The 23,573-nt window shown below is 54.5% G+C and carries 17 protein-coding genes and 1 tRNA gene; 11 read left to right on the plus strand and 7 right to left on the minus strand.

Features of this window, described 5'->3' with window-relative positions:
- Window positions 1-110 precede the first annotated feature (110 nt).
- From EDB95_RS04535 to EDB95_RS04550, 4 genes are all read left to right on the plus strand, one after another.
- Complete coding sequence (locus tag EDB95_RS04535; RefSeq protein WP_133991010.1) at window positions 111-2,981, plus strand: glycoside hydrolase family 3 C-terminal domain-containing protein; 2,871 nt, start codon at window positions 111-113, stop codon at window positions 2,979-2,981.
- Between the two features lie 24 nt (window positions 2,982-3,005).
- Window positions 3,006-3,320 (plus strand): antibiotic biosynthesis monooxygenase, encoded by a 315-nt coding sequence (locus EDB95_RS04540; protein ID WP_133991012.1) that lies wholly within the window; start codon window positions 3,006-3,008, stop codon window positions 3,318-3,320.
- Window positions 3,317-4,249 (plus strand): GlxA family transcriptional regulator, encoded by a 933-nt coding sequence (locus EDB95_RS04545; RefSeq protein WP_262710512.1) that lies wholly within the window; start codon window positions 3,317-3,319, stop codon window positions 4,247-4,249. Before EDB95_RS04540 ends, EDB95_RS04545 begins: the two co-directional genes overlap by 4 nt.
- A 114-nt stretch (window positions 4,250-4,363) precedes the next feature.
- Window positions 4,364-5,179, plus strand: coding sequence for a DJ-1/PfpI family protein (locus EDB95_RS04550; protein WP_133991016.1), 816 nt, complete (start codon window positions 4,364-4,366; stop codon window positions 5,177-5,179).
- Window positions 5,180-5,214: 35 nt separating this feature from the next.
- Here the strand turns inward: EDB95_RS04550 and EDB95_RS04555 are convergent, their stop codons facing one another.
- From EDB95_RS04555 to EDB95_RS04565, 3 genes are all read right to left on the minus strand, one after another.
- Window positions 5,215-6,717 carry an ATP-binding protein gene (locus EDB95_RS04555; RefSeq protein WP_133991018.1) on the minus strand — a complete coding sequence of 501 codons (1,503 nt, stop codon included), beginning with the start codon at window positions 6,715-6,717 and terminating at the stop codon, window positions 5,215-5,217.
- 134 nt (window positions 6,718-6,851) lie between these two features.
- Window positions 6,852-7,637: a DUF4249 domain-containing protein gene (locus EDB95_RS04560; RefSeq protein WP_133991020.1), complete on the minus strand. Its 786-nt coding sequence runs from the start codon at window positions 7,635-7,637 to the stop codon at window positions 6,852-6,854.
- A 3-nt stretch (window positions 7,638-7,640) separates the two neighbouring features.
- Window positions 7,641-9,968 (minus strand): TonB-dependent receptor, encoded by a 2,328-nt coding sequence (locus tag EDB95_RS04565; protein WP_133991022.1) that lies wholly within the window; start codon window positions 9,966-9,968, stop codon window positions 7,641-7,643.
- Between the two features lie 169 nt (window positions 9,969-10,137).
- Between EDB95_RS04565 and EDB95_RS04570 the strand changes: the two genes are divergently transcribed.
- A complete protein-coding gene (locus EDB95_RS04570; protein WP_162852479.1) occupies window positions 10,138-11,172 on the plus strand; it encodes a sensor histidine kinase in 1,035 nt (344 codons plus the stop codon).
- Entirely contained in the window at window positions 11,169-11,891 is a 723-nt protein-coding gene (locus tag EDB95_RS04575) for a LytR/AlgR family response regulator transcription factor (protein WP_133991026.1), read from the plus strand. Before EDB95_RS04570 ends, EDB95_RS04575 begins: the two co-directional genes overlap by 4 nt.
- Here the strand turns inward: EDB95_RS04575 and EDB95_RS04580 are convergent.
- The gene (locus EDB95_RS04580) at window positions 11,869-12,312 is read right to left on the minus strand and encodes an SRPBCC family protein (RefSeq protein ID WP_133991027.1); all 444 of its coding nucleotides are present in this window, start codon (window positions 12,310-12,312) and stop codon (window positions 11,869-11,871) included. The genes EDB95_RS04575 and EDB95_RS04580 overlap by 23 nt on opposite strands.
- 3 nt (window positions 12,313-12,315) lie before the next feature.
- Entirely contained in the window at window positions 12,316-13,260 is a 945-nt protein-coding gene (locus EDB95_RS04585) for a phytanoyl-CoA dioxygenase family protein (protein ID WP_133991029.1), read from the minus strand.
- 20 nt (window positions 13,261-13,280) lie between these two features.
- Between EDB95_RS04585 and EDB95_RS04590 the strand changes: the two genes are divergently transcribed.
- Window positions 13,281-13,673, plus strand: a complete 393-nt coding sequence (locus EDB95_RS04590) for a DoxX family membrane protein (protein WP_133991031.1) — start codon at window positions 13,281-13,283, stop codon at window positions 13,671-13,673.
- 10 nt (window positions 13,674-13,683) lie between these two features.
- On the opposite strand, the gene EDB95_RS04595 is transcribed toward EDB95_RS04590, so the two are convergent.
- On the minus strand, window positions 13,684-15,264 hold the full coding sequence (locus EDB95_RS04595) for an outer membrane protein assembly factor BamB family protein (protein ID WP_162852480.1): 1,581 nt from the start codon (window positions 15,262-15,264) through the stop codon (window positions 13,684-13,686).
- A gap of 64 nt (window positions 15,265-15,328) precedes the next feature.
- Window positions 15,329-15,400 (minus strand) — tRNA-Arg (locus tag EDB95_RS04600).
- A 116-nt stretch (window positions 15,401-15,516) separates the two neighbouring features.
- On the opposite strand from EDB95_RS04600, the gene EDB95_RS04605 reads away from it, so the two are divergent.
- From EDB95_RS04605 to EDB95_RS04620, 4 genes are all read left to right on the plus strand, one after another.
- Complete coding sequence (locus tag EDB95_RS04605; protein ID WP_133991035.1) at window positions 15,517-16,167, plus strand: tetratricopeptide repeat protein; 651 nt, start codon at window positions 15,517-15,519, stop codon at window positions 16,165-16,167.
- Between the two features lie 386 nt (window positions 16,168-16,553).
- Window positions 16,554-19,700 (plus strand): ATP-dependent helicase, encoded by a 3,147-nt coding sequence (locus tag EDB95_RS04610; RefSeq protein ID WP_246073504.1) that lies wholly within the window; start codon window positions 16,554-16,556, stop codon window positions 19,698-19,700.
- A 38-nt stretch (window positions 19,701-19,738) separates the two neighbouring features.
- Complete coding sequence (locus tag EDB95_RS04615; RefSeq protein WP_133991039.1) at window positions 19,739-21,169, plus strand: Ig-like domain-containing domain; 1,431 nt, start codon at window positions 19,739-19,741, stop codon at window positions 21,167-21,169.
- Window positions 21,170-21,184: 15 nt separating this feature from the next.
- A complete protein-coding gene (locus EDB95_RS04620) occupies window positions 21,185-23,344 on the plus strand; it encodes a S46 family peptidase (RefSeq protein WP_133991041.1) in 2,160 nt (719 codons plus the stop codon).
- Window positions 23,345-23,573 lie beyond the last annotated feature (229 nt).

The raw sequence follows: 23,573 nt of genomic DNA on the forward strand, positions 1-23,573 counted from the left end.
GGCAAGGCCAAACTGCTTTGCGGACGGCAAATATAGGATTTTTTAATTAATACCGATCATTAAGGGGTTATTAGTGGCCGTGTTAACGAGCCTTTGCTTCCTTTGCTGATATGTCATTCTCCCCCAAAAAATGGTACCTCTTTGTCCTGCTGGCCTCGACCGTTCGAATGGTACACGCCCAGAACGAATTTATTTCCGCCAATGCCTCGTCGAACGCGGCCAAGGCGGCCCTGGCAACGGACGGTGATCCGGCGACGGGGTGGTCGCCGGGAGACGTTTCCCAGGATCAGTATTTGTTGCTGACGCTACAGACCCCGGGCGATGTGGACCGGCTGCAAATCGTTGCGGATGGGCTCCCGACGGCGAGCCTGAAGGCTGTTTTTGTAACGTACGACCCCATGAATCCGGGCAATGCGGTGACGTACACCATCACCGGTAAGAAGCCGTTGACCCTGCGTTTTCCACCTCAATATGGGGCGCATGTCAAGCTGGTCTTTAAAGCGGGCACCTTTATCATCCGGGAGGTGCACGTCGGCTATGCGGAGGCGGTCATAAGAAGCGCGGACACCCTGGCTGCAAAACCCTGGCTGAACGCCCAACTGCCGGTGGAGCAGCGGGTCAACAGCCTGTTGGCAGTTATGACGCCGGCTCAGAAAATGGAGCTTCTTCGGGAAGGTTGGGGTATTCCGGGGATCCCCAGCCTGGGTATCCCGGCCATGAACAAGGTGGAGGCGATTCACGGGTTTTCTTATGGGAGCGGGGCGACTATTTTCCCCCAGTCTATTGCCCTGGGCGCTACCTGGGATAAGGCGCTGGTGGAAAAGGTGGCCATGACCATCGGGGAGGAGACGGTGAGTGCGCATACGGTGGAGGCGTGGTCGCCGGTCCTGGACGTGGCGCAGGACCCTCGCTGGGGGCGGTGTGAAGAAACGTATGGGGAGGATCCGGTGCTTGTGTCGGAAATAGGGGGTGCCTGGATCAAGGGCTACCAGTCGAAGGGGTTGATCGTTACCCCCAAACATTTTGCGGTGCATGGGGCCGTGATGGGGGGACGGGACTCTCATGACATCGGCCTGTCGGAAAGGGAGATCAGGGAAATACACCTTGTTCCTTTCCGCCACGTCATCGAAACGTATCACTGCCAGTCTATCATGATGGCGTATTCGGACTTCGAGGGGGTACCGGTGGCCAAGAGCAAGGAATTGCTGAAGGGGATCCTTCGGGACGAGTGGGGATTCGACGGGTATATCGTGAGCGACTGTGGGGCCCTGGGCAACATGACCAGCCGCAAACACTATACGGCGAAGGATGTAGTGGAGGCGGCCAATGAGGCGCTTGCCGCGGGTATCGCGACCAACTGCGGGGATACGTATAACAACCCAGCCGTGATTGCTGCTGCGCAAAACGGGGGCATTGATATGGAGAACCTGGACTATACCTGCAGGACCCTGCTCAGGGTCATGTTCCGCAACGGTTTTTTCGAGCACAATCCTATGCGTCCGCTGGACTGGCATAAAATCTATCCCGGATGGAATAGCCCGGAGCATAAGGCTATCGCCAGGGAGGCGGCCCGTGAAGCCATCGTGTTGCTAAAGAACGAGGGGAACCTGCTTCCGCTCGCGGGTGGCGGCAACGGGAGCGCCGGTGGCGACAACGGGGCCACGATCGCCGTCATCGGCCCCGGCGCGGACGACCTGCAGCCCGGGGACTATACCCCCAAGCTGCAGCCCGGCCAACTGGTCTCCGTGCTGAGCGGTATCCGGCAGGCCGCGGGCGAAAAGACCAAAGTCCTCCATGAAAAAGGCTGCGCCTTCACCGGGGACGGACATTTTGATCCGCAGCCGGCCCTGGACGTGGCCGCCAAAGCAGACGTCGTCGTCATGGTCCTGGGTGATTGCTCGACCAGCGAGGCGATCCAGGGTGTCACGAAAACCTCCGGTGAAAACAATGATTATTCCTCCCTGATCCTGCCAGGGAACCAGGAGCGCTTGCTGGAGGCGGTCTGCGCCACCGGTAAGCCTGTTGTATTGGTGTTGCAGTCGGGCAGGCCTTATAACTTGTCCTATGCCGCGGAACATTGTAAGGCCATTTTGGTCAACTGGCTGCCTGGGCAGGAAGGCGGGCCGGCCCTCGCGGATGTGTTGTTTGGCGCGTACAATCCCGCCGGGCGGCTGCCGATGACCTTCCCCCGCAGCGTGTCTCAGTTACCGCTCTATTACAACTTCAAGACGTCGGGACGGCGGTACGATTATGTAGATATGAGTTTCCATCCGTTGTACCCTTTTGGTTACGGGCTTAGCTATACCCGCTTTTCTTACGCCGGTCTGACCACTTTGCAACATGCGGACGGAACAGTAAGCGTAAAAGTAACGGTCACCAATACCGGCTCTTTGAAAGGGGACGAGGTCGCACAGCTTTATGTGACGGACATGTACGCTAGTGTAAAGACCAGGGTCATGGAGTTGAAGGACTTTCAGCGGATCAACCTGGCGCCTGGCGAATCAAAGGAAATCGCCTTCACGCTTACGCCCTATCAGTTATCGCTTTTGAACGATAATATGGACAGGGTTGTCGAAGCAGGGGACTTCCGGATCATGGTGGGCGGGTGTAGCCCGTCTTTTGTGGCCGGGGACAGGATCAAAAACAGCGTGGGTTATGCCAGCGCGTCGGATGGTCTTGTCAGCACGCTGAACTATACGGCTGCCTACAAAGCGGATTTTGCGCTGACGCCGGGTTTGACGAGAAAAGATGAGGAGACCGGCAAGAACATGGTTGCCGTGTCCGTGGAGAATACGGGCAATCTGACGGATGCCGGTCAGGTGACGCTTTATGTCAATGGGGCGGAAGAGGGTGATGTACGCCATTTCGAACTGGTGCCGGGCGTCTCGAAGACGATCTGGTTTCCCGTGGGTGAAACCGGGACTTTTACGGCTACTTTTGCTACTAAGTATAGGGTTGTTTCCAAGAATTATTCGTTCTAAATTGCCGTACAAACTTTGTCAACCATGATAGAACGCCAATGGAAAGGAACCGCTCACCTCAGCGAAGCGGACCGGTATGTCGCCCACCTTCTGGAAGAAACTTTTCCCCAGCTCAAAAAGATCCCGGGTTTTTCAAAAGCAACCATCCTCCGGCGGGAAACTCCGGCGGGCGTGGAGTTCCAGGTTGTCACGGTATGGGAGTCCCTGGAGGCGGTGAAAAAATTTGCCGGTGAGGGCTATGACGAGGCGGTGGTCCCCGAAGTCGTCCGGGAAATGATGGTGGATTACGACGAAACCGTGGTCCATTACGAGATCGTCCGGGAGGTGCACCACGCGTGAACGCGGTTTTTGTTCTTCCTCCGCACGTCCATTTGCTGGACATGACCGGGCCTGCCCATATTTTTTACGAATCGGCTTGTTATGGGGGACCGGTGCGGTCGTTGTTTAGCACGATGTTTTTAGACCAGGTGGAGGTGGTGAGCAGCAGCAGCCTGGCCTTTGGACAGTTGACGCCGTACAACCGGCTCGACTTGGAAAAAGGGGACCTCATTTTCATACCCGGTCTGGAAGGAAGCCTGCTCCTGACGGAGGCCTTCCTGGAATCGGCAAAACCTTTTCTGGCGTGGCTCCGGGAGCAACACGCCCGGGGTGTCCTGGTGTGCTCGGTGTGTACGGGCGCCTTCCTGCTGGCGGAATCGGGCTTGCTGGACGGGTTGTCCTGTACCACGCACTGGAAGTATGCGGAACGGTTCACGCGACGCTACCCGGGAATACGGCTCCTGGCCAATCGCCTGTTTGTGCGGGAAGAGGGTATTTTCACCAGCGCCGGGGTGGCCTCAGGAATCGACCTGGCGTTGCACCTGGTGCAACAGCTTTGGGGACCTTATTTTGCGGCCCAGATCGCAAAGGAGGTCGTGGTGTATTTCCGAAGGGCGCCTGATGATCCACAGTTTAGCGTGTTTATACAATACCGAAACCATATCGACAACCGGATCCACCTCATTCAGGACCGGCTGGCACAGTCGCTGGACCAGAAGCTGACCGTAGAAGACCTCGCGGACGTGGTGAGCATGAGTCCGCGGAACCTAACCCGTCTCTTCAAGAAAACAACCCAGATCACCATCGGGGATTACCTCGAAAAGCTTCGCGTGGAAAGGGCTGAGCAGCTCATCAGCGACGGGCAGACGATGCAGGCGGCGGCGCTGCATTGCGGGTTGAAGAGTACCAATCAGTTGCGCAGCCTGCTGAGGCGGCACAGGGGGGCGTAAAGGGCGGCGCCGGGTGCCCCATGGCCGCGCCCCACCTCGCATGTCCCAATCCTGCGCACTTATGTCCTTGCGCCCGGCGGGCGGGGCGCCTAGCTTTGTGCAAAAGCAACGCTGATGAAAACCCTTTGGTCCATCGCCCTTTTCCTGGCCCCCTTGCTTACGGGGGCGATCAAAGCGCACGCACAAACCGACACCACTACTATGGCCTACTATTGCCCCTTCTGCGGAAACGATTGCGACAAGATCGCGTACACCCAACCCGGTAAGTGCCCGCATTGCGGGATGGACCTTGTCCTGGAAAGCAGGGCGTCCCACGAAAAAAAAGACACGGTCCAACGGCTGAAGGTCCTGTTTTATCTACAGGACGGCGTTGAGGTCCTGGACTTTGCAGGGCCTATGGAGGTCTTTTCTTACGCAGGATTTGATGTAAAAGTAGTGTCCAGGACAAAGGACCCGATCGTCTCTCAGGGCATCCTGAAGATCATCCCCGACTACAGCATCGACGACGCGCCCGCGGCGGACATCCTGGCCTTTTTTGGCGGGAACGCAGGGGCGGCCGCGAGCGATAGCCTGGTCATCCGCTGGCTTCAGGGGATGACGACACCGGACTACTATTTCTCCGTCTGTACGGGGGCCTTTATCATGGGCAAGGCGGGGCTTTTGGACAACCTGATGGTGACAACGTTTCATGAAAGCCTCGACCATCTGCAACAGGCGGTTCCCAGCGCCAAGGTCCTGAGGGGTGTCCGCTTTGTCGACAACGGGCGGGTGATCACGACCGCGGGGATCTCGGCGGGGATTGACGGCGCCCTTCACCTGGTAGAAAAGATCCGCGGGCGGGATGCGGCGGAGCAGGTCGCGGCTTATATGGAGTATGATAAATGGGTGCCGAATCAGGGGTTGGTGGTCAATTCATCAGGTGCGAAATAAACTTTTAATTATCAATTACTTAATTAATCGCGACACTATGTCGCGATTAATGTCGCGATAACTTGATAGTATGTTGTGGGACCTGCTCCCTTACGCTCAATGAGGTTATGGCTTACAAATTTGCTTAAATGCCGTTCAGCTTTTTTCTTGTCAAATTTGAAATGATGCTCATAGTCCTGCCTCGTAACCTTTTCCTTTAGCTTTATAAACTCGTAACCTTGAAGTTCATCTTCGCTAAGCATGTCTACTCCCTTTTGAACAGATACCCTCTTTACAGCTTCCATAGATCTAGGGAAAGTCAGGGTAAGAAAGGGGTCTTGAAATGTATATTCCGGTAGTGGCAACCCGTATCTTAATTGCAACGATTGTAGCGCTTCCATACCAAAGCCGGCCTCCTCTACGTATTTCATTAGATTAAAGACATATGTAATAACTGGATTTCGACTGATGGAGGGTGCTTTAAAGGTGTTCAATTGTTCAAGAGAGATCGAGTGAACGGGCGATCCGGGGCTTTTTATGACGATCTTGTCGCTATTTATCTGAAGATAGGATTTGGCACCGTCTATACTATAGTCCCTATGCACAATTGCATTTATAACGGCCTCGCGGAGGACTTCCATGGGAAATACAGGGACATCTCTTCTTCTAAAGGTCGAAGTGTCTTTTGTAATAGGTAAGACCTTTCTTATCCATTCCTCAACGAGTTCGGGGACAAGAACCAGAGGCTGATCAAAATCTTTTGACTCGATATTGCTCTCCCCATAGTCGACTGAACATTTTAAGACGGCCTGTTTATATTTTGTTCTCGGGTTGCGTCCGAATAACAGAATACCAAAACCAGTTGGTCTTTGTTGACCATCTTTCTTATCAATTGCAAGAACACCGAGATCTGTTAGAAAGGTTTTGAATTCAGGTTGCTCCACTTTAAATGACAGATTTGCTTGGTCTATAAATTTTTGTAAGGCATAGACGGAGAGGGTATCAATATTTGACGTGGCAATGGGCAAATCGATAGTGGGTAAAGGTTCCTCCTCTACCTTGCGTTTTCTTTCCAGCGCTTGTTTTAAGAAATCAACGTTTTCCTTTTCTATCTCCTTCTGAAGGTCTCTGTCAAACATGACTACGCGAACCCCATTTTTTTCAAGGTGGTTTATGCCTTTGGTAGAGACAGTTGGGTCAGGATCTATAATACCAATATAGACCGTTTTTATCCGGGCGTTCGTCGTACGCCTACAACAAGCGATTTTAGGGTGACCTCTTTCGACGCAAGGTTCGAGTGTGGTAAATAACGTACATTCCGATAAATTCTTATCTGAAAGCTTTCTTTCTATAAGTGTATACTCGGCATGGTCTCCCTCTCTAAGTTCTCCCCGGTGTGCGCTGGTTACCTCTCCATCAGGAAATAATATTACCGCACCCACCTTTGGCGGCACTTTCCCGTCAATCCTGGCCTCGTTTACCGATCGCCTCATTTCCTCGATGGCCATTAACATATAATCCCTGGCGGTGTAGCCCACGCTTTCTTTCACTCCTGCCATGTTTATTTATTTTCTCGATGATGCACCGATATTAAAACAAACTTTGAGGCTGGATTAACCCATTTGGATAGATTTTTTTATCCTACCATTAATTTGGTTGCCGGGGCTCCGAAAAACGAGGGAGGGGATCCCCCTTATGGCGCCACGGCTGTCTTCCCGCTCACCGTATGCGCGCTGAAATACCCGAGTGAGCCTCCTATGATGTTGCTTTGAGGGTTTGCCGGCGAAGCATCCTGCGACTGCTGCCCCGGGTCGGTAATCTGTTCGACTTCGTCAAAGTAGGTATAGTTGTTCGCGTCGATGCAATACATATTGACGAGCACCTGGTCACCCGGCAGAATCTGGGAGGTGTCTGTACCGAGGGCGCGGTGGATGTACCGGCCGTCCGAAAGACGGTCGTCGAATACAAAGGTGCTTTGCAACTGGACGCCATTGACATAGACCACGAACTGGTAATAGTTGTGGATACCGGCCGGGTCCTGGAAGTTGGGGATGGGCTGGATGACGGATTTGCCGCCGCGTTTGTTGGTGCTAAAGGTCACGGAATCCAGCGGCACGGGCGCGGGCATCGTCGAGCTGGCCGTATAGGTGTTGCCCCCGGACAAAACATACAGCCCATACGTGTGACCGGGCACACCCTGCAAGAGGTGCGTGCTGTATACGCCGGGCGCGGTTTCCGTAAGCGAGTCTGTGACGCCGGAGGTGCTGTCGGTGATCTTGATGACGGCGCCCGATACGGTGGGGTATACATTGTCCGCATAAAAGTCAACCGACTGACTAAGACTGACGGTATAGGGACCGGGCAGATTGGTCACGTCTCCCTGTATGTCGAGCTCCGGCGGGACGCTTTTTAGCGGTAGCGTGATGACCTTCTGACAGGAGGCGAGGCATATACAGAAAAGAAAAAGATAACGCATCATGGTTCAGAATTTGAAGTTGTAGGTAACAGAAGGAATGATCCCAAACAGGGTGGTCTGGACGGCCTGGGTCTGGCTGAGGTTGTTGGGGTTTTGCTGGAAAACAATGGTGTACGCGTTTTGACGGTCGTAGGCATTGTAGACGGAAAAGGTCCAACTGCTTTCCCATTTGGCCGTCTTTTTGACAATCACGGTGGCGCCTAAGTCAAGCCGGTGGTAGTCGGGCATCCGGTAGTCGTTGCGTTGCTGATAGAGATAGACCGGCTGACCGTTGACGTCATATTTGCCCGAGGGCCAGGACACGGGGTAGCCGGTATTGTAGACCCAGGTCGCGGACAGGGTCCAGCGTTTGGAAAGGCTATAGACGCCGACCACCGATATGTTTTGGGGCTCGTCCTGCCGGGACGGATAGTAGGTGTCGTTGTTGACACCGGGTATCTTCAGCTCGCTTTTGGACAATGTGTAGGAGATCCAACCCGTCAGCTTTCCCGTTTTCTTTTTGAGGTAGAATTCCAGGCCGTAGTCCCGCCCGTTCCCGTACAACAATTCCGATTCGATATTGACGTTGGCTACGAGCTGCGACCCGTCCTTGTAGTCGATCTGGTGCTGGAGGTATTTGTAATAGCCCTCCACGGAAAACTCGTATGCATTGTGGTGGAAGTTGCGATAGTAGCCGATCGACACCTGGTCGGCGATTTCCGGTTGTACGTTGTTGCTGCTGGGGATCCACAGGTCTGTGGGATTGGTCGACGTGGAGTTGTTGAGGAGGTGAAGGTTTTGTACGTTCCGGTCGTAGGACGCTTTGATCGAACTGACGTCGTTGATCTGGAAACTCCCGGACACGCGTGGTTCCGGGTTGACAAAGGTCTTGACCACCCGGCCGGATGAAAAGACCGATGAGTCCACGGTCTCACCGGCGGCATTATAGGTATAAAAGGTACCCGGTCCCAGCACGTTGAACATCGACAGCCGGATCCCGTAGTTGATGTTCCAGCGTTTGGCGGGAGACCATTCATGGGCCACATACAACGCACTTTCCAGGGAATATTTGTTGGGAAGGTTGAAGGAGTTGAAGCTGGACGTGGAGGAAGTGTTAAATATCCCCGGAGATAGCGTGTGGTGGATGGACTCCAGACCGAAATAAATCTTCCCGGCACTTCCGGCAAAATATTGCAGGTCTTCCTTGAAGTGGATGTCCTTGATCCGGGTGGCGGTGGTTAAATCATTATTGTTCGTGTTGATCCCGGCGTCGAAGTTATACCGGCTGTAGATCAGCGAGGTGTTGGCAAAAAGACGGTCGGAGAACACGTGGTTCCAGCGCAGGGTGGCGGTGGCGTTTCCATAGTTGAGGCTAAACTGGTTGTTGATCCCCAGCACGTCCTGACCCAGGTAGCCGGAAAAGAATATTTTATCTTTTCCCCCAAAACTATAGTCTGCTTTTGCGTTGATGTCATAGAAATAAAGTTGATCGTTCCGCCGGGTGCTGTCCCTGCTGAGCCGTAGAAAAAGATCGGCGTACGTTCTCCGGGCGCTGATGTCAAACGACCCTTTGCCCTTGACGATCGGGCCTTCGAGGTTTGCATGGGAATCGATGAGCCCGATCCCGGCGCTGACAATGTACTTCTGGTCGTTCCCGTCGTTGGTCTTGATGTCTTCCACCGAAGACAGCCGTCCGCCATATTGGGCCGGCATCCCGCCTTTATACACCGTGACGTCTTTGATGGCGTCGGTATTAAAGGTGCTAAAGAACCCCAGCAGGTGGGTCGGGTTATACACCGTCGCCTCGTCCAATAGAATCAGGTTCTGATCGGGTCCTCCACCCCGGACAAAAAAGCCGCTGTTCCCGTCTCCGGCGGATTCTATCCCGGGTAACAACTGGATGGCCTTCAAGACGTCCTGTTCCCCAAAAAGGGCGGGGATCGACTTGATGTCCGCGGCGGACATTTTTTGAACCCCCATCAGGGACTGGGTCAGGTTGCGGTTATTTTTGGACGCGTCGATGACGACCTCCTGCAGTTCCTGGCCGGCGCCCAGGCTTACGTCCTGGGCAACTTCCCGGTCGAGGGTGAGGGAGATCGTGTCGGCGGTGTGCCCGGTAAAGCTGACCACGAGGTGATAAAGCCCCGTGGGCGCCGTCAGGGAATAAAATCCATAGCCATTGCTGACGGTGCCGGCGGCCGGCCGTTCCAGGAGCGACACGGACGCCCCGATCAGTACTTCGCCCGAAGCCTTGTCCTTGACGGTCCCGTATACTGTATGTTTTTGCTGGGCCAGACCGGGCATCGACGCCAGTAGGCCGGATAGTAGGATGATTGCGGTTTGGGTTGCTTTCATGGGGACGAAACTACCTTCGGCGGGGACGCAGGTGATGGGAATTATACCAAGCCCCCCGGGCATTATAGGAAACCCATCCTGTGGTATAGTTGGTATTCGTCGAACCGCCGGCCGGGTTTGTATAAAATCCTCCCCGCGGCTCCCCAGGTCGTGTACATTTGGATCGATTATGAAAAAGGACAGAAACCTCTTTGTGGACTTCCTCGTCGAGCGGAAATACAGCATTTACCGGCACACCTTGCTGATCATCGTCCTCTTATTTGTTGTCTTTAACGGCCGTGGGATTGGGACCAGTCCTCCGGTTTGGTCGTTTCGGGTCATTTTCCCCATCTTCAACGTGTCCTTGTTTTACGTGAATGTATATGTGTTGATCCCCAGGTTTTTGTGGAAAAATAAATATAGCGACTACTTTTTGATCGTCCTCGGACTTGTCATGTTCGCTGCGGTTACTGTAGGTCTTGGCCGGTATTGGATAGCCACCCATTATCGCCTTCCCATCCCGCCCGAAAAGGAATTCAACCCCTTCAAGTTCTCATTTTGGATGCTGACGCTCATGGGCGTAACCACCTCGTTCAAATTCTTCCAGCGATGGGTGTTCGACACCGAGCGCATCAACGAGCTGGAGCGGCTTACGCGCCAGTCCGAACTGGCCCAGCTCAAAAACCAGATCAACCCCCACTTCCTGTTCAACATGCTCAACAACGCCAACGTACTGACCCACAAAGACCCCGAAAAGGCCTCCCAGGTCCTGATGAAGCTCAGCGACCTGCTCCGCTACCAACTCTACGACAGCGCCCGGGACAAGGTCCTGCTGACCGCCGACATCCGTTTCCTCCACGACTTCCTCAACCTGGAGAAAACCCGGCGGGACAACTTCGACTTCCTTATCTCACAGGAAGGAGAGCTGAGCGGTGTGCAGATACCCCCGTTGTTGTTTACTACTTTTGTGGAGAATGCAGTCAAGCACAGCGTCGCGCCGGAGGGACCGTCTTATGTGCACTTATATTTCAGCCTCCACGCGAGTGCCCTGTGTTTTCGCTGCGTCAACTCCAAACCCGCGGTGGCCGCCAGCAAAGGTGCGGTAGGGGGGCTTGGCCTGACCAACATCCGCCGGACCCTGGACCTGCTATACCCCGGCAAATACCGCCTGGAGATCAGGGATGTACTTGACGCCTATTCCATCACCTTAAACCTAGAGGTATGACCTGTATCATCGTCGACGACGAACCCCTCGCCCGGGAAGGCCTCCAGCTCCTGATTGCCGCGACCAAGGACCTGGACCTCCTCGCCGGTTTCAGCAACGCCGCCGCTGCGTCGAAACTCCTCCTGACCGATCGGGTCGACCTGCTTTTCCTCGATATACAAATGCCCGGTATCAACGGCATCGAGTTTGCCCGCACCGTCCCAACCAAGACCCTTGTCATCTTCACCACTGCGTTCACCGAATACGCCATCGACAGCTATGAAGTCGAAGCCATCGACTACCTCGTCAAACCCATCAAACCCGAACGCTTTCAACGCGCCGTCGCCAAAGCCTTTTCCTACCAACAGCTCCTCCATGCCGACACCGCCGCCGGCAACATCGAATCCGTTTCCGACGACTATATTTTTATCAAATCCGAGCGAAAGGTCTTCAAGGTTCAGTTTAAGGATATCCTCTTTATCGAAGGCCTCAAGGACTATGTGATCGTCCATACCGAAGACCAGAGGATCATCACCGCGATGAACATCAAAACCATCCACGACCAACTGCCCCGCGGCATCTTTGTCCGCATCAGCAAGTCGTATGTGATCAATGTGCAGCACATTGCCTCCTTTGATAACAACACGGTCTTTGTCCGCAAATTCGAGATCCCGATCGGGAGTGCGTACCGCGCGTATTTCTTTGATGAGTTTGTGGCTAAGCGGATATTGAGCCGGTGACCAACGTTCTTTCCAGTTTTGTAAACGTCCGGGTCCACCCTTCCTTATAGGCATGTTCGGAATTTGACCAGACGCCGGCGTGGGTAAACGCCATCATCGTTCCGGCGCCGTCGGGCGTCAGGCGCACCGTTACCAGGGACGGCTGGTGGGGCTCGCTGGCCCAGGTCCAGGTGAAGGACAAAAGATTGTTGGGCTCCACTGCTTCGTATGTTCCGAAACAAGTATGCACTGTGCCGTCGGAGTCCCGGAATGAGATCTCGTAGGCGCCGCCCGGCCGGACGTCCAGGTTGGCGGATACCCCTGTTCCTTCGGGATCGGATCCGAACCATTGCAGGATCATAGCAGGGTCAGTCCAGGCGCGCCATACGTGTGCCGCGGGAAAATTCAGGTGGGTATCGATATGTACAATGGATCGGGACATCCGTCAGCATTTTGAAAAACTAATATACTGAACAAACCTGGGCAAGTCCGCATGATTCGTGCCGGCCGCATGCGGCAGCGTATTCCGCCAGAGCACAATATCTCCCTTCACCCCAGGTACAGGTACGCCTGTCAGTGTGCTTTGCATGACTTGCTGCGCATCGAGTGAATCGGGATATGTTTTCATCCAGTCCTTAAACCGGTGATGAAATCCGGGCACCACGGTCAACGGTCCCCGGTTTTCCGGGACATCGTTGAGGTACACCAAACCCTGGATGTAGTCCAGGTCCGGTTTTTCAAAGTCTATGTCCCAGTGGAGCTTGCTGTGGCGGAAGGTCCAGGTGGATGTTTCCGGGGGATTGAAGCTAACTTTTTCCGTGTTGGCGATGATGTTGGAGGTGCCGTAGAGTTCGGTGAACAGGTATAAAATAGAAGGAAGGGTTTTGATGGCATTGATCCGCTCATCCTGGTATATATACAACATCAATCCATGCCAATCGGGATGGGGGTTGTACCAGGTCTCGGGTTTGGAAAGATCGACGCCTAGTTGTGTACAAATCAGTTGGATAACGGCATCACACAACTGTTCGTCCACGAGGTTGCTTACTTTCAGGTATCCTTGCTCTTTCCAGCTTTGCCATTGGCTCGGACTCAGTATGGAGGGGGCGGCGTCCGCGTGGAGCGCCTTTCCTTTCGTCCACTGGTCGAAGGCTGCCGCAGATTCCCGGACCTGTTGTTCCCCTTTCTGGCGGATTATCCACTCCTCTAAGTCTGTGATGCTCGTGCAATTTTCATAGATGAACTGATAGGTTTCGAATTTCCCGAGTCCGTAGAAGCCCATCCATAAATTTTCAATGATCGGGAAATCTTTCACGTCGGCAGGCGGGGTGCCGGTCTTTATACATTGATGATGGGCATAAAATACGGGGAGAAAGGAGCAGTTTATCATCTTATGTTATCTTTATTCTCATGAAAATTACAGTGCTTGTCTCCCGTCTGGTCCTCGGGTTCCTATACCTGGTATTCGGTCTCGATTACTTTCTGCACTTCATACCCTATCAGCCACCGCAGCATCCGGGGGCGGCAGGGGTTTTCAAAACCGGTCTCATGGCGGCAGGCTATTTTTATCCCATGCAAAAGAGCATTCAAATAGCAGGGGGGCTCTCCTTATTGTCCAACTGGTATGCGCCCTTTTTCGCGGTCGTTCTTTTCCCCATCAGTCTCAATGTATTCCTGTTCCACACGATGCTGGTTCCCTCGGGCTGGCTGATGGGGGTGCTGCTTTTGCTGCCTAATCTGCTGTTGGGCTTCGGTTACCGGGCCTGTTATCGGGGCCTTTTCACCGCCCGGCCCCAGCTATAGGATGGCGCGTTTACTGCTGCGCCTGGAAAACCACGCCGGCTGAATCGACCACGCAAGGCGTTGACGCAATCACGCCCCCGATCCCGCTCGCCCAAATAACCTTGCCGGTAGAGGCATCGACAGCATAGACATTTCCATCATTCCCGCCGACATAAATAATCCCGTGCGCCACGACAAGCCCTCCCTGGGCGAAGGTGTTGGAAACAAGCGATGTCAGCCAATTTTGCTGTCCATTGGCCGCGTTCAGGCTGAGCACGACGCCGGAAGAAGCGAGATATATCGAGTTGTCTACGACTTGAGGGACGGTGCCCAGTGACCCTATGGGGACTGACCATATTTGAGCGCCGGTGGTTGCATTGAATGCGTAGAAATGCTGAAAGCTGCCTACGTATACCACGCCATTCGACACCGTTGGTGTTCCATTGAGCTCGGTAATGGGATTGACCCAGGCGACGGTCCCATCCGCGGCGTTGAGCGCATACAGCTCACTTATTTCGCCGGCGGAATCGTAGCCCGACACATACACTAACCCGTTGGCGGCAACCGGTGTACCTGCGTAGATGTTATCCCTGCGCCAGTTCAACGCTCCGGTGGACAGGTCGAGGGAATATACGCTACTACTTGAACGGGAAGTATATACACTGCCATTATATACGCTGGCGTTACCCCAGGCGTTCACCACAAGCCCTGCATTGTACACCCATTTTTGTTGTCCCGTGGCAGCATCGATGGCATAAAAATTGGCGTTGATGGCACCCATATACACGACACCCTGGTAAATCGTAGGCGTTCCCTCCCAGGGTGCGGAGGTGAACGTCCAAAGGGTGACGCCGGTATTGGGGTCCAAAGCAACTAAGATGCTGTCGTTACCTCCGCAGGCGACGTATAATACACCATTGGCAAACGCAGGACTGTTGGCTCCGTTTAAAGGGATCGTCCATTTAGGCGCGCCGGACGTAACATCGAGTGCATAAAAATAGCCATCGTTGTCGCTGATATATATGGTCCCTTTGTTGGAATTGGTAAAGGACGTTTGCGCCACGGCCGACTTACAACCGCTCTGAACGGCCACATGACCCGTTGTTACCCCGGCCGGGACTCTTACAACGATTTTCCTGGCTGTGGCCGAAAGAATGGTTGCGGGAATGTGGTTGAAATAAACGGTATCCTCCGCCGCCACCGGGTTGAAAAACTGCCCGTTTATAGTCACCATGGTCCCGGTGCCCGCCACTGAGGGGCTGATGGAATCGATGACGGTGGGCTCCTTATACAGCGAATCCGGCCAATACAGTTGGATGTGTTCGGAAACCACGTTGAGGGTCCCCGCAAAAGTGGCTGCGGGTATTTTGACCACCAGCTTTGTCTGTGTGGCCGACAGGATCTGCCCCGTCAGGCTGCCGAGGGTGACCGACACCCCAGAGGGGACGGAGTCAAAATTGGTACCGGTAATGGTGATGATCCCGTCACAATAGTCCGAGAACTGAACGGCGGTTATGGAAGGGGTGCCCGCCGGATACCAGGGTTTGGGGGCATCCTTTTTTTTGCATTGTATCAGCGGAAGGCACGCGAGAATGGCTATATACTTTTTCACGAGGCGGGCTTTGTGTACCCAAGATAACAAAAAACCCGCTGGGCGGCAGCGGGTGAAAGGAGTGTAGCCCCGACAAGAATCGAACTTGTATCTAAAGTTTAGGAAACTTCTATTCTATCCATTGAACTACGAGGCCAAAAAAGGGGCAAACCCCTCGAAACTTGGCGCAAAAATACAGGATTCTCCTATTATCTTTGCTGCTTTCTTAAACATTCTGGCGGGCCAAAAGGGCCCACGGGACAAAATTCGACTATGAAGTGGCTTAATATGTTCGTAAGGTACCGGCTGGCGCTGGGGATTGTGCTCCTGGTGGCAGCGGTGGGAGTGAACCTGCTGAGCGGGTTCTGGCCGGCCTTCGTTCTGTATTTTCTGGCGTTGATCTGTATAGTGGGACATTTTATCATCGGGCCGATGCGGCTGGTGCAGGAATATGTCGAAACAGGGGACATGGAGGGCGCCAATAAGGTATTGAATTCCATACGATTTCCGGGCTTGCTGATCAAGCCGGTGCGGTCGGTGTATTATACCCTGAAGGGGAATGTGGCGATGATGAACCAGGACTTCGACAGCGCGGAGAAAATGATGAAAAAGGGCCTGGACCTGGGCATGCCGATGAAGGAAGCCGAGGGCGCGAGCTTGTTGCAGATGGGTATGCTGGCCATGCAAAAAAACGACATCCGTCAGGCGGAAAGCTATATCCGCCAGGCGCTCAGAAAAGGGTTGCCGGATAAGGAAAATCAGGCGGCAGCTTATCTGCAGTTGTGTTCCATCATGATGACCAAGCGGGAGTTCCGCGCAGCCAAGGACTTTTTCAGAAAGGCAAAGTCCCTGAAGCCCAGCACGCCTCAAATCGTTGACCAGATCAAACAGATCGAGAAATATATCAGCCGCATTCCGGGTTAAGAGGTGCCATAGGTTAGCAACGGCCAGGGGTAACCGAGATAGGTCAGATTGCTAATGTATGTTGGTTATGGCGCACGGATACAGGCAGCTGATCGGCGTACAGATCGAATATTGGGATGGGGGTTTTCCGTGAGGAAAGGGCACGGATCAATGGTTTAGTAGGGTGTTTCTCAGGAAGTTGTCATCAACATTTTTAAAGACAGGGCTTCGTGTACAAAATTACCGTCCTTTTCTCAGCGGGCAATACCACAAACTGGTAATTTTTTAAAAGACCCCGAAGAAAACTCCGGGGTCTTCTTAAGGATTTTAAAAACGGGCAAAGTCGCAATAGCTGGTAAGCTAGCGAAAATTATGCTCATTTCATAAGACCTTATATTTTTTTTAACGTGTTCCGGGAAGAATTTCAAAAGGTCTATCACCAGCTTAACCCCGAGCAAAAGGCGGCGGTGGACAAGATCGAAGGTCCGGTCATGGTCATTGCCGGACCGGGCACGGGGAAGACCCAGATCCTGAGCGCCAGGATCGGGAAAATCCTTTTGGAAACGGACGCGGGACCGGACAACATATTGTGTCTAACGTATACAGACGCGGGCGCGGTGGCCATGCGGCGCCGGTTGTTGGGGTTTATCGGACCGGATGCGTATAAGGTCCATATTTTCACCTTTCATGCCTTTTGTAACGAGATCATCCAGGCGAACCTGTCACTGTTTGACAAACAATCGATGGACCCGGTCAGCGACCTGGAGCGGATCGAGATCCTGAAAAAGCTGATAGACCACTTGCCAAAGGGCAATCCGCTCAAGCGATACCGTGGGGATGTGTATTATGAAATGAGTAACCTGCAGGGACTGTTCTCCACGATGAAGCGGGAGGGTTGGACACCGGCATACCTGGAACAGTGTATCGACCGGCACCTGGTGGACATCGAAACGGATGAGGAGTTTCTGTATAAGAATTCCCGGGCGGGCAAATGGACGAAGGGGGACAAAAAGCCGGCGTATTACACGGAGCTGGAGAAGATGGAGAAAACCCGGGCGGCGGTGCGGGAGTTTGACCGGTACCAGGAGGCGATGCGCCGGGCAAACCGGTATGACTTTGACGATATGATCAACTGGGTGAGCCGCGCTTTCCAGGACCACCCGAACCTGCTGGCGGACTACCAGGAGCGGTTTCAATACATCTTAGTCGACGAATTCCAGGATACGTCGAACAGCCAGAATAACCTCATCGAGCTGCTCATCAGCTTTTGGGAGGATCCCAATGTCTTTGTCGTGGGGGACGACGACCAGTCTATTTTCCGGTTCCAGGGAGCCAACCTGGAAAATATGGAGGAGTTTGCCGCCAAAAGGATGCGGCAAAGCCTTTCGGAGATGGTGGTGGTGCTGACCCGGAACTACCGGTCCACGCAACCGGTCCTGGACGTGGCGGAGGCGCTGATCGGACGAAACAAGGAGCGCCTGGTCAATAAAATGGAGGGGTTGAGCAAACGGCTGGTAAGCACGCATCCGGACCGGCAGGGGGGAATGCCATCGCCGAGGCTACAGGAATACCTGAGCGCGCGTCACGAAATGGCGGGGATCGCGTCGGCCATCGGGGCATTGCTGGCGGGCGGGGCCCTGCCGCGGCAGATCGCGGTCATTTACCGGGAGAACCGCTTTGGGGAGGAGCTGGCCCAGGTACTGCAGCTCCGGAAGATCCCGTTTTATTCCAGGCGGCGGCTGAACCTGTTGCAGATCCCTTTTGCCCGGAACGTCCTGACGCTGCTGCGGTTTCTGGATGCCGAGGTGCAACTGCCCTTTAGCGGGGACCCTTACCTGTTCGAGATCCTGCACTTCCCTTTTTATCGCATCGACGCCATGGAGATTGCGCGGATGAGTGTGGCGGTGACCGAGCGTAAATACAAAGAACCTTATTCGCTCCGGCAACACCTTTTTGAAAAGGCCCGGTCGGTCCCGGCGGATCTTTTTGCCCCGCCCGTCAACCCGGACATCCAAAAGGTGTCGGGCTTTCTTGAACGGGCGATCAAGGAGGTCCACAGCCTGACGCTCCAGCAGTTGTTCGAGCGCGTGATCCGGGAGGGGGGTATCCTTTCCTACATCATCGCCTCCCCGGAAAAGGTCTGGCTGATGCGCGTACTGACCGCGTTGTTTGATTTTATAAAAGAAGAAAACCAGCGCAACCAGGATCTGAACCTCCATACTTTGGTCGAGACCTTTGACCTGATGGCATCGAACGGCCTGCCCATTTCGATCACCCAGCTGGAGGGGAACGACCAGGGCGTAAACCTGCTGACGGCACACGGCAGCAAGGGTTTGGAGTTTCGGTGGGTGTTCCTGGCGGGGTGCAATAAGGAATTTTGGGAGGGCAAACGAACGCCCTCACGGGGGTACACCCTTCCCAATACCGTTTTCCGGACGGTGGAAAAAGGCAGCGACCTGGAGGAGCTTCGCCGGTTGTTTTACGTAGCCCTTACGCGGGCGGAGGTCTTTTTACACTTATCCTGGGCGCGGTTCCGGCCGGACGGTAAGGAAATGGAAAAGACGGTTTTTATCGAAGAGATCCGGGAACAGGATCCCCTGCCCATCGAGCACGAGGACGTTCCCGAGGAAACCCTCATGGACCTGGAGGCCCTTCGGTTCCAGGAGGGAATGGCGCCCGAGATCGAGGCCGTGGAGGACGCCTTTATAAAACCCTTGCTGGACCGTTTCGTGATGAACGTAACGGCGCTCAACAACTACCTGTACTGTCCGCTCCAGTTTTATTACCAAAGCCTGATTCGCATTCCGTCGGGAAAGTCCGAGGCGGCGGAGTTCGGGGTGGCGGTGCATTTTGCGCTCCGGCGTCTTTTTGAAAAAATGCAGAACTCCCCGGATAAAAAAACCTTCCCGCCCAGGGAGGAATTCCTGCGGGATTTTGACTGGTGGCTCGTCCGTCACCGGGAAAGCTTTACCCGGGAAGGCCTGGCGCGGCGGACGGAATACGGGCATGAGGTGCTCGGGAATTATTATGACATGTATATTGGGTCCTGGGCGACCGTGACCCTGGTGGAGCTCAATGTCAAGGCGGTCTTGGGGGATATTCCGCTCAAGGGGCAACTGGACAAACTGGAATTTACTGGGAGGGAGGTAAACGTCGTGGACTATAAAACGGGAGACCCCGATAAGGCCGCACCCAAGCTAAAACCCCCGGGGGAACGGATCCCCGACGGCGGTGACTACTGGCGGCAGGCGGTCTTTTACAAAATCCTGCTGGACAATTATCCTTCAAAGAACTGGGAGGTCGTGTCGACCGAATTCGAATTCGTGGAACCGGACGCCAAAAAACAATACGTACGCCGGAAAGTGGCCATCACACCGGCCGATATGGCCACGGTTTCCGACCAGGTCCGCCGGGTATGGGAACGGATCCAGGCCAGGGACTTCTACACGGGTTGCGGCAAGCCGGAATGCCATTGGTGTAATTTTGTCAAGGAAAACCGCCTGGCGGTAGCGCTCCACGAGGTCGTGGAGGAAGTGGAGCCGGGGGAATCTTAATAAAACATTAGGACGATTAGCCTTAGGTTTGCGAAACTATGCAGCGTATTTTGCTTTTTGCCGCGTTCTGCGCTTTGGTGGGTTTGTCTGTCTTTCAAAGTGGGTGCGCCCGTATCGTCCCTCCGTCCGGGGGGCCCAGGGACAGCCTCCCACCCGTCCTTGTCAAGGCCGACCCGGGGGATTCGGCGCTGAACCAGCCCCTGACCGGTCTGAAGATCACGCTCACGTTCAATGAATACATCCAGCTCGACAATGCCGCCCAGAACCTCATCGTCAACCCTACCGTAAAAATGGTGCCTGTTACCCAACTGATGGGTGACAGCAAAGGTTTTTACATCAAGATGAAGGACACCCTGGAGCCGAATGCCACCTACACCCTCAATTTTGGCAAGGCGGTCAAGGACGTCAACGAAGGCAATGTCCTGCGGAACTTTACCTATATCTTTTCCACGGGGCGCTTCCTGGATAGCGGGACCCTGCAGGGCCGGGTGCGCCTGGCACGGACCAGCAAGGTGGATTCCACCCTCCTGGTCATCCTCCATCCACACGGGGACGACTCGGCGGTGGCCAAGGAAACGCCCCGGTACGTGGCCCGGCTTGATTCCGCGGGCCGGTTCCGGTTCGACCACATCGCCACGGGGGAGTATTCGATATTCGCCTTGAAGGATGTAGGCGATAAGAAATACCACGACAAGTCCGAGCTGTTTGCTTTTTACGATCACCGGATTACGGTGACGAGTACGCCCAACGACAGCATTGTCTTATACGCGTATGCGGAGGAAGCGCCCAAGCCGAAAGCGGGCAGCACCAACAAAGAAAACGCCAAAAAGCCCGCGAAAAAGGAGCCCAAGGAGCATAAGCTCCACCTGGCCTTGAGCATTGCGGGGGGCAAACAGGACCTGCTTTCCCCCCTTTTCCTCCAATACGACCAACCCATCCTGAAATACGACAGTACCCAGCTCCGGTTGACGGATACGTTGTATAACCCGCTGCCGTTTGTTTTTCTCAACAACGACACGACACACCACAAGTTCGGTATCGACTATCACTGGCACGAGGACTCGGCCTATAAGCTGATCGTCGGTAAAACATTTGCCACCGATACCACGGGCGTCACCCTTTTGAAGGGGGACACCATTACTTTTCTGAGCAAAAGGGAATCCGAATACGGCAGTCTTGTCCTGAGGCTCCACAACTTCGACTACGCCAGGCATCCCGTCCTCCAGTTCGTCCAAAGTGACAAGATCGTGGACAGCATCAAGGTCACCGGCCCGACGATCACCAGGGACCTCTACCATCCGGGCGACTACGAGCTGAGGGTGCTCTACGATACCAACCAGAACGGCACCTGGGACCCGGGTTCGTATTTCGGGATCCACCGTCAGCCGGAAATCGTCGTTCAGCCAAAGGTCCCGAAGATAAAGGTGAGAGGAAACGGCTGGGAAAACGAGTACGACGTGACTTTATAACCAAACACCATACAGATGAAGAAAACCGCGTTATTGCTTGCCCTGCTGCTCGTCCTGTTTCGCTCTTATGCGGACGAGGGCATGTGGTTGCCCATGCTGCTGGGGCAACAGGTTTACGACAACATGGTCAAAAAGGGCCTGAAGCTCACCAAAGAGCAGCTCTATAGCCTCAACAAGCCGTCCATCAAAGACGCCATCGTCATCTTCGGGAACGGCTGTACCGGCGAAATCGTGAGCAACCAGGGGCTCATTTTTACCAACCACCACTGCGGATACGAAGCCGTGGCGGCCCTGTCCACCGTCGAGCACAACTATCTCCACGACGGGTTTTACGCCCACAACATCCACGAGGAACTGCCCGGCCAGGGCTTGTCCGTCCAGTTTCTGGACAGCATCGTCGATGTGACGACGGAGGTCGAGGGCCAATTGCAAGGTTTGTCGGCCACCGACCGCGCCGCCAAACAAAACCAGGTGCTCGCCGCGATCAACGCCAAATATTCCGATCCCGCGTCCAAACACGAGGCCAGGGTCAGCGTCCTTTTTAAAGGCAACCAGTACATCGTATTTATCTACCATCGCTATACCGACATCCGTCTCGTGGGCGTGCCGCCCGAAAGCGTCGGCAAATACGGTGGAGATACGGACAACTGGGAATGGCCCCGGCATACGGGTGATTTTTCCGTGTGGCGGGTCTACGCCACCCACGACGGCAAATCCAACGATTATGATCTCAGCAATGTCCCCCTCCAACCCCGGTACTCCCTTCCTGTTTCCCTCAAAGGGGTGAAGGACGGCGACTATGCCATGATTTACGGGTACCCCGGGAGCACCAACCGGTACGAGACCTCATTCGGCGTCAAGTTGGAAACGGATATTTCCGATCCTTCCATCGTGACCCTCCGCGACGTCCGGCTCCGCCTCATGATGGACCGGATGAAGACCGACCCGGCCGTCCGGTTGAAACTGGCGTCCAACTATGCCGGCATCGCCAACTACTGGAAATTCTTCGACGGGGAGCGCAAACAGTTGCTCAAGTATGACGTATACGGGCAAAAAAAGACTTTTGAGGACCAGTTCAACACCTGGGCCGCGGCGAAACCCGAGTACAACCATATTTTCGCCGACTACGCCAAGGTCTATAATAACTGGACCCCCTACGCCAAGTCCCGCATATACCTCATAGAAGGCGTTCTCGGATCTCCCCTGATGGCCTACTGTTCCAGCCTGGTGCAGCTCGAAACGACCATGGCCACCCCTGGCAAGGGAGGCGACATCCCCAAAGCGATCGCTGCTGCCGACAAGGCCAGGACAACCTTCCTGAACGAAGAAGACCAGCCCAGCGACATGAAAATCCTGGCCGCCGTCCTCCAGATGTACTACGACTCCATCCCCCACGATCAGCAACCCGTTGGCTTTTTCGAAGGGATCAAAAGCCAGTACGGCGACCTCAAAACGGCCTCCACCTATCAGACCTACGCGTCCGCCGTTTTCAGCAACACGTTTATTTTCAATGACGCCAAGTGGAAAGCCTTTATGGCCAACCCCGACGCCACCGTTCTCCAGGGTGATCCTGCTTACGCCGCCGCGTCCGCCTTTGTCCGGAACTACCTCTCCAAATACGCTCCGCTTTACAGCCAGTTCACGGCCGGCAACAACGACCTCGGTCGCCAATACCTCAAAGGCGTCATGGCCCAAAATCCCGGCAAGCTCATGTACCCCGACGCGACGTTTACCATGCGGCTCACCTACGGGAATGTCAAGTCGTACAGCCCCCGTGACGCTGTCCACTACGACTATGTCTGTACGATGAAAGGGGTGTTGGAAAAATATGTGCCCGGCGACTATGAGTTCGACCTCCCGTCCAAATTCCTCGAACTGGCCCGTGCCAAGGATTTTGGCCCCTACAAAGACGCCACGCGAAACGACCTTGTCGTTACTTTTATCACTACCGACGACATCACCGGCGGCAACTCCGGCTCCCCCGTCCTCAACGACAGGGGCGAGCTCATCGGCCTTGCCTTCGACGGCAACTACGAAGCGCTCAGCCACAAGATCGCCTTCGACCCGGTCTACAACCGCACGATCTGCGTGGACATCCGCTATGTCTTATGGTGTATCGACAAACTCGGCGGGGCCTCCAATATCATTTCGGAGTTGACTATTCATAAGGTCTAACCTAGCGATAGCCTATAACCTCTAACCACTAAGCCTGATTGCCCGGCCGAGGGGGGGTAGGTCCATTTTACTCCTTTTCCTCAGGAGATTCGAACGATGTCAAGACGTTTCGGTTCCCTGAGGAAAAGGAGTAAAATGGACCTACCCCCCCTCGGCCTAGCGGCATGGTTTGTCCTCAAAGTAGAGTTATAGGCCTACCCCCCCTCGGCCTAGCGGCATGGTTTGTCCT

Source organism: Dinghuibacter silviterrae (assembly GCF_004366355.1).
Classification (GTDB): Bacteria; Bacteroidota; Bacteroidia; order Chitinophagales; family Chitinophagaceae; genus Dinghuibacter; species Dinghuibacter silviterrae.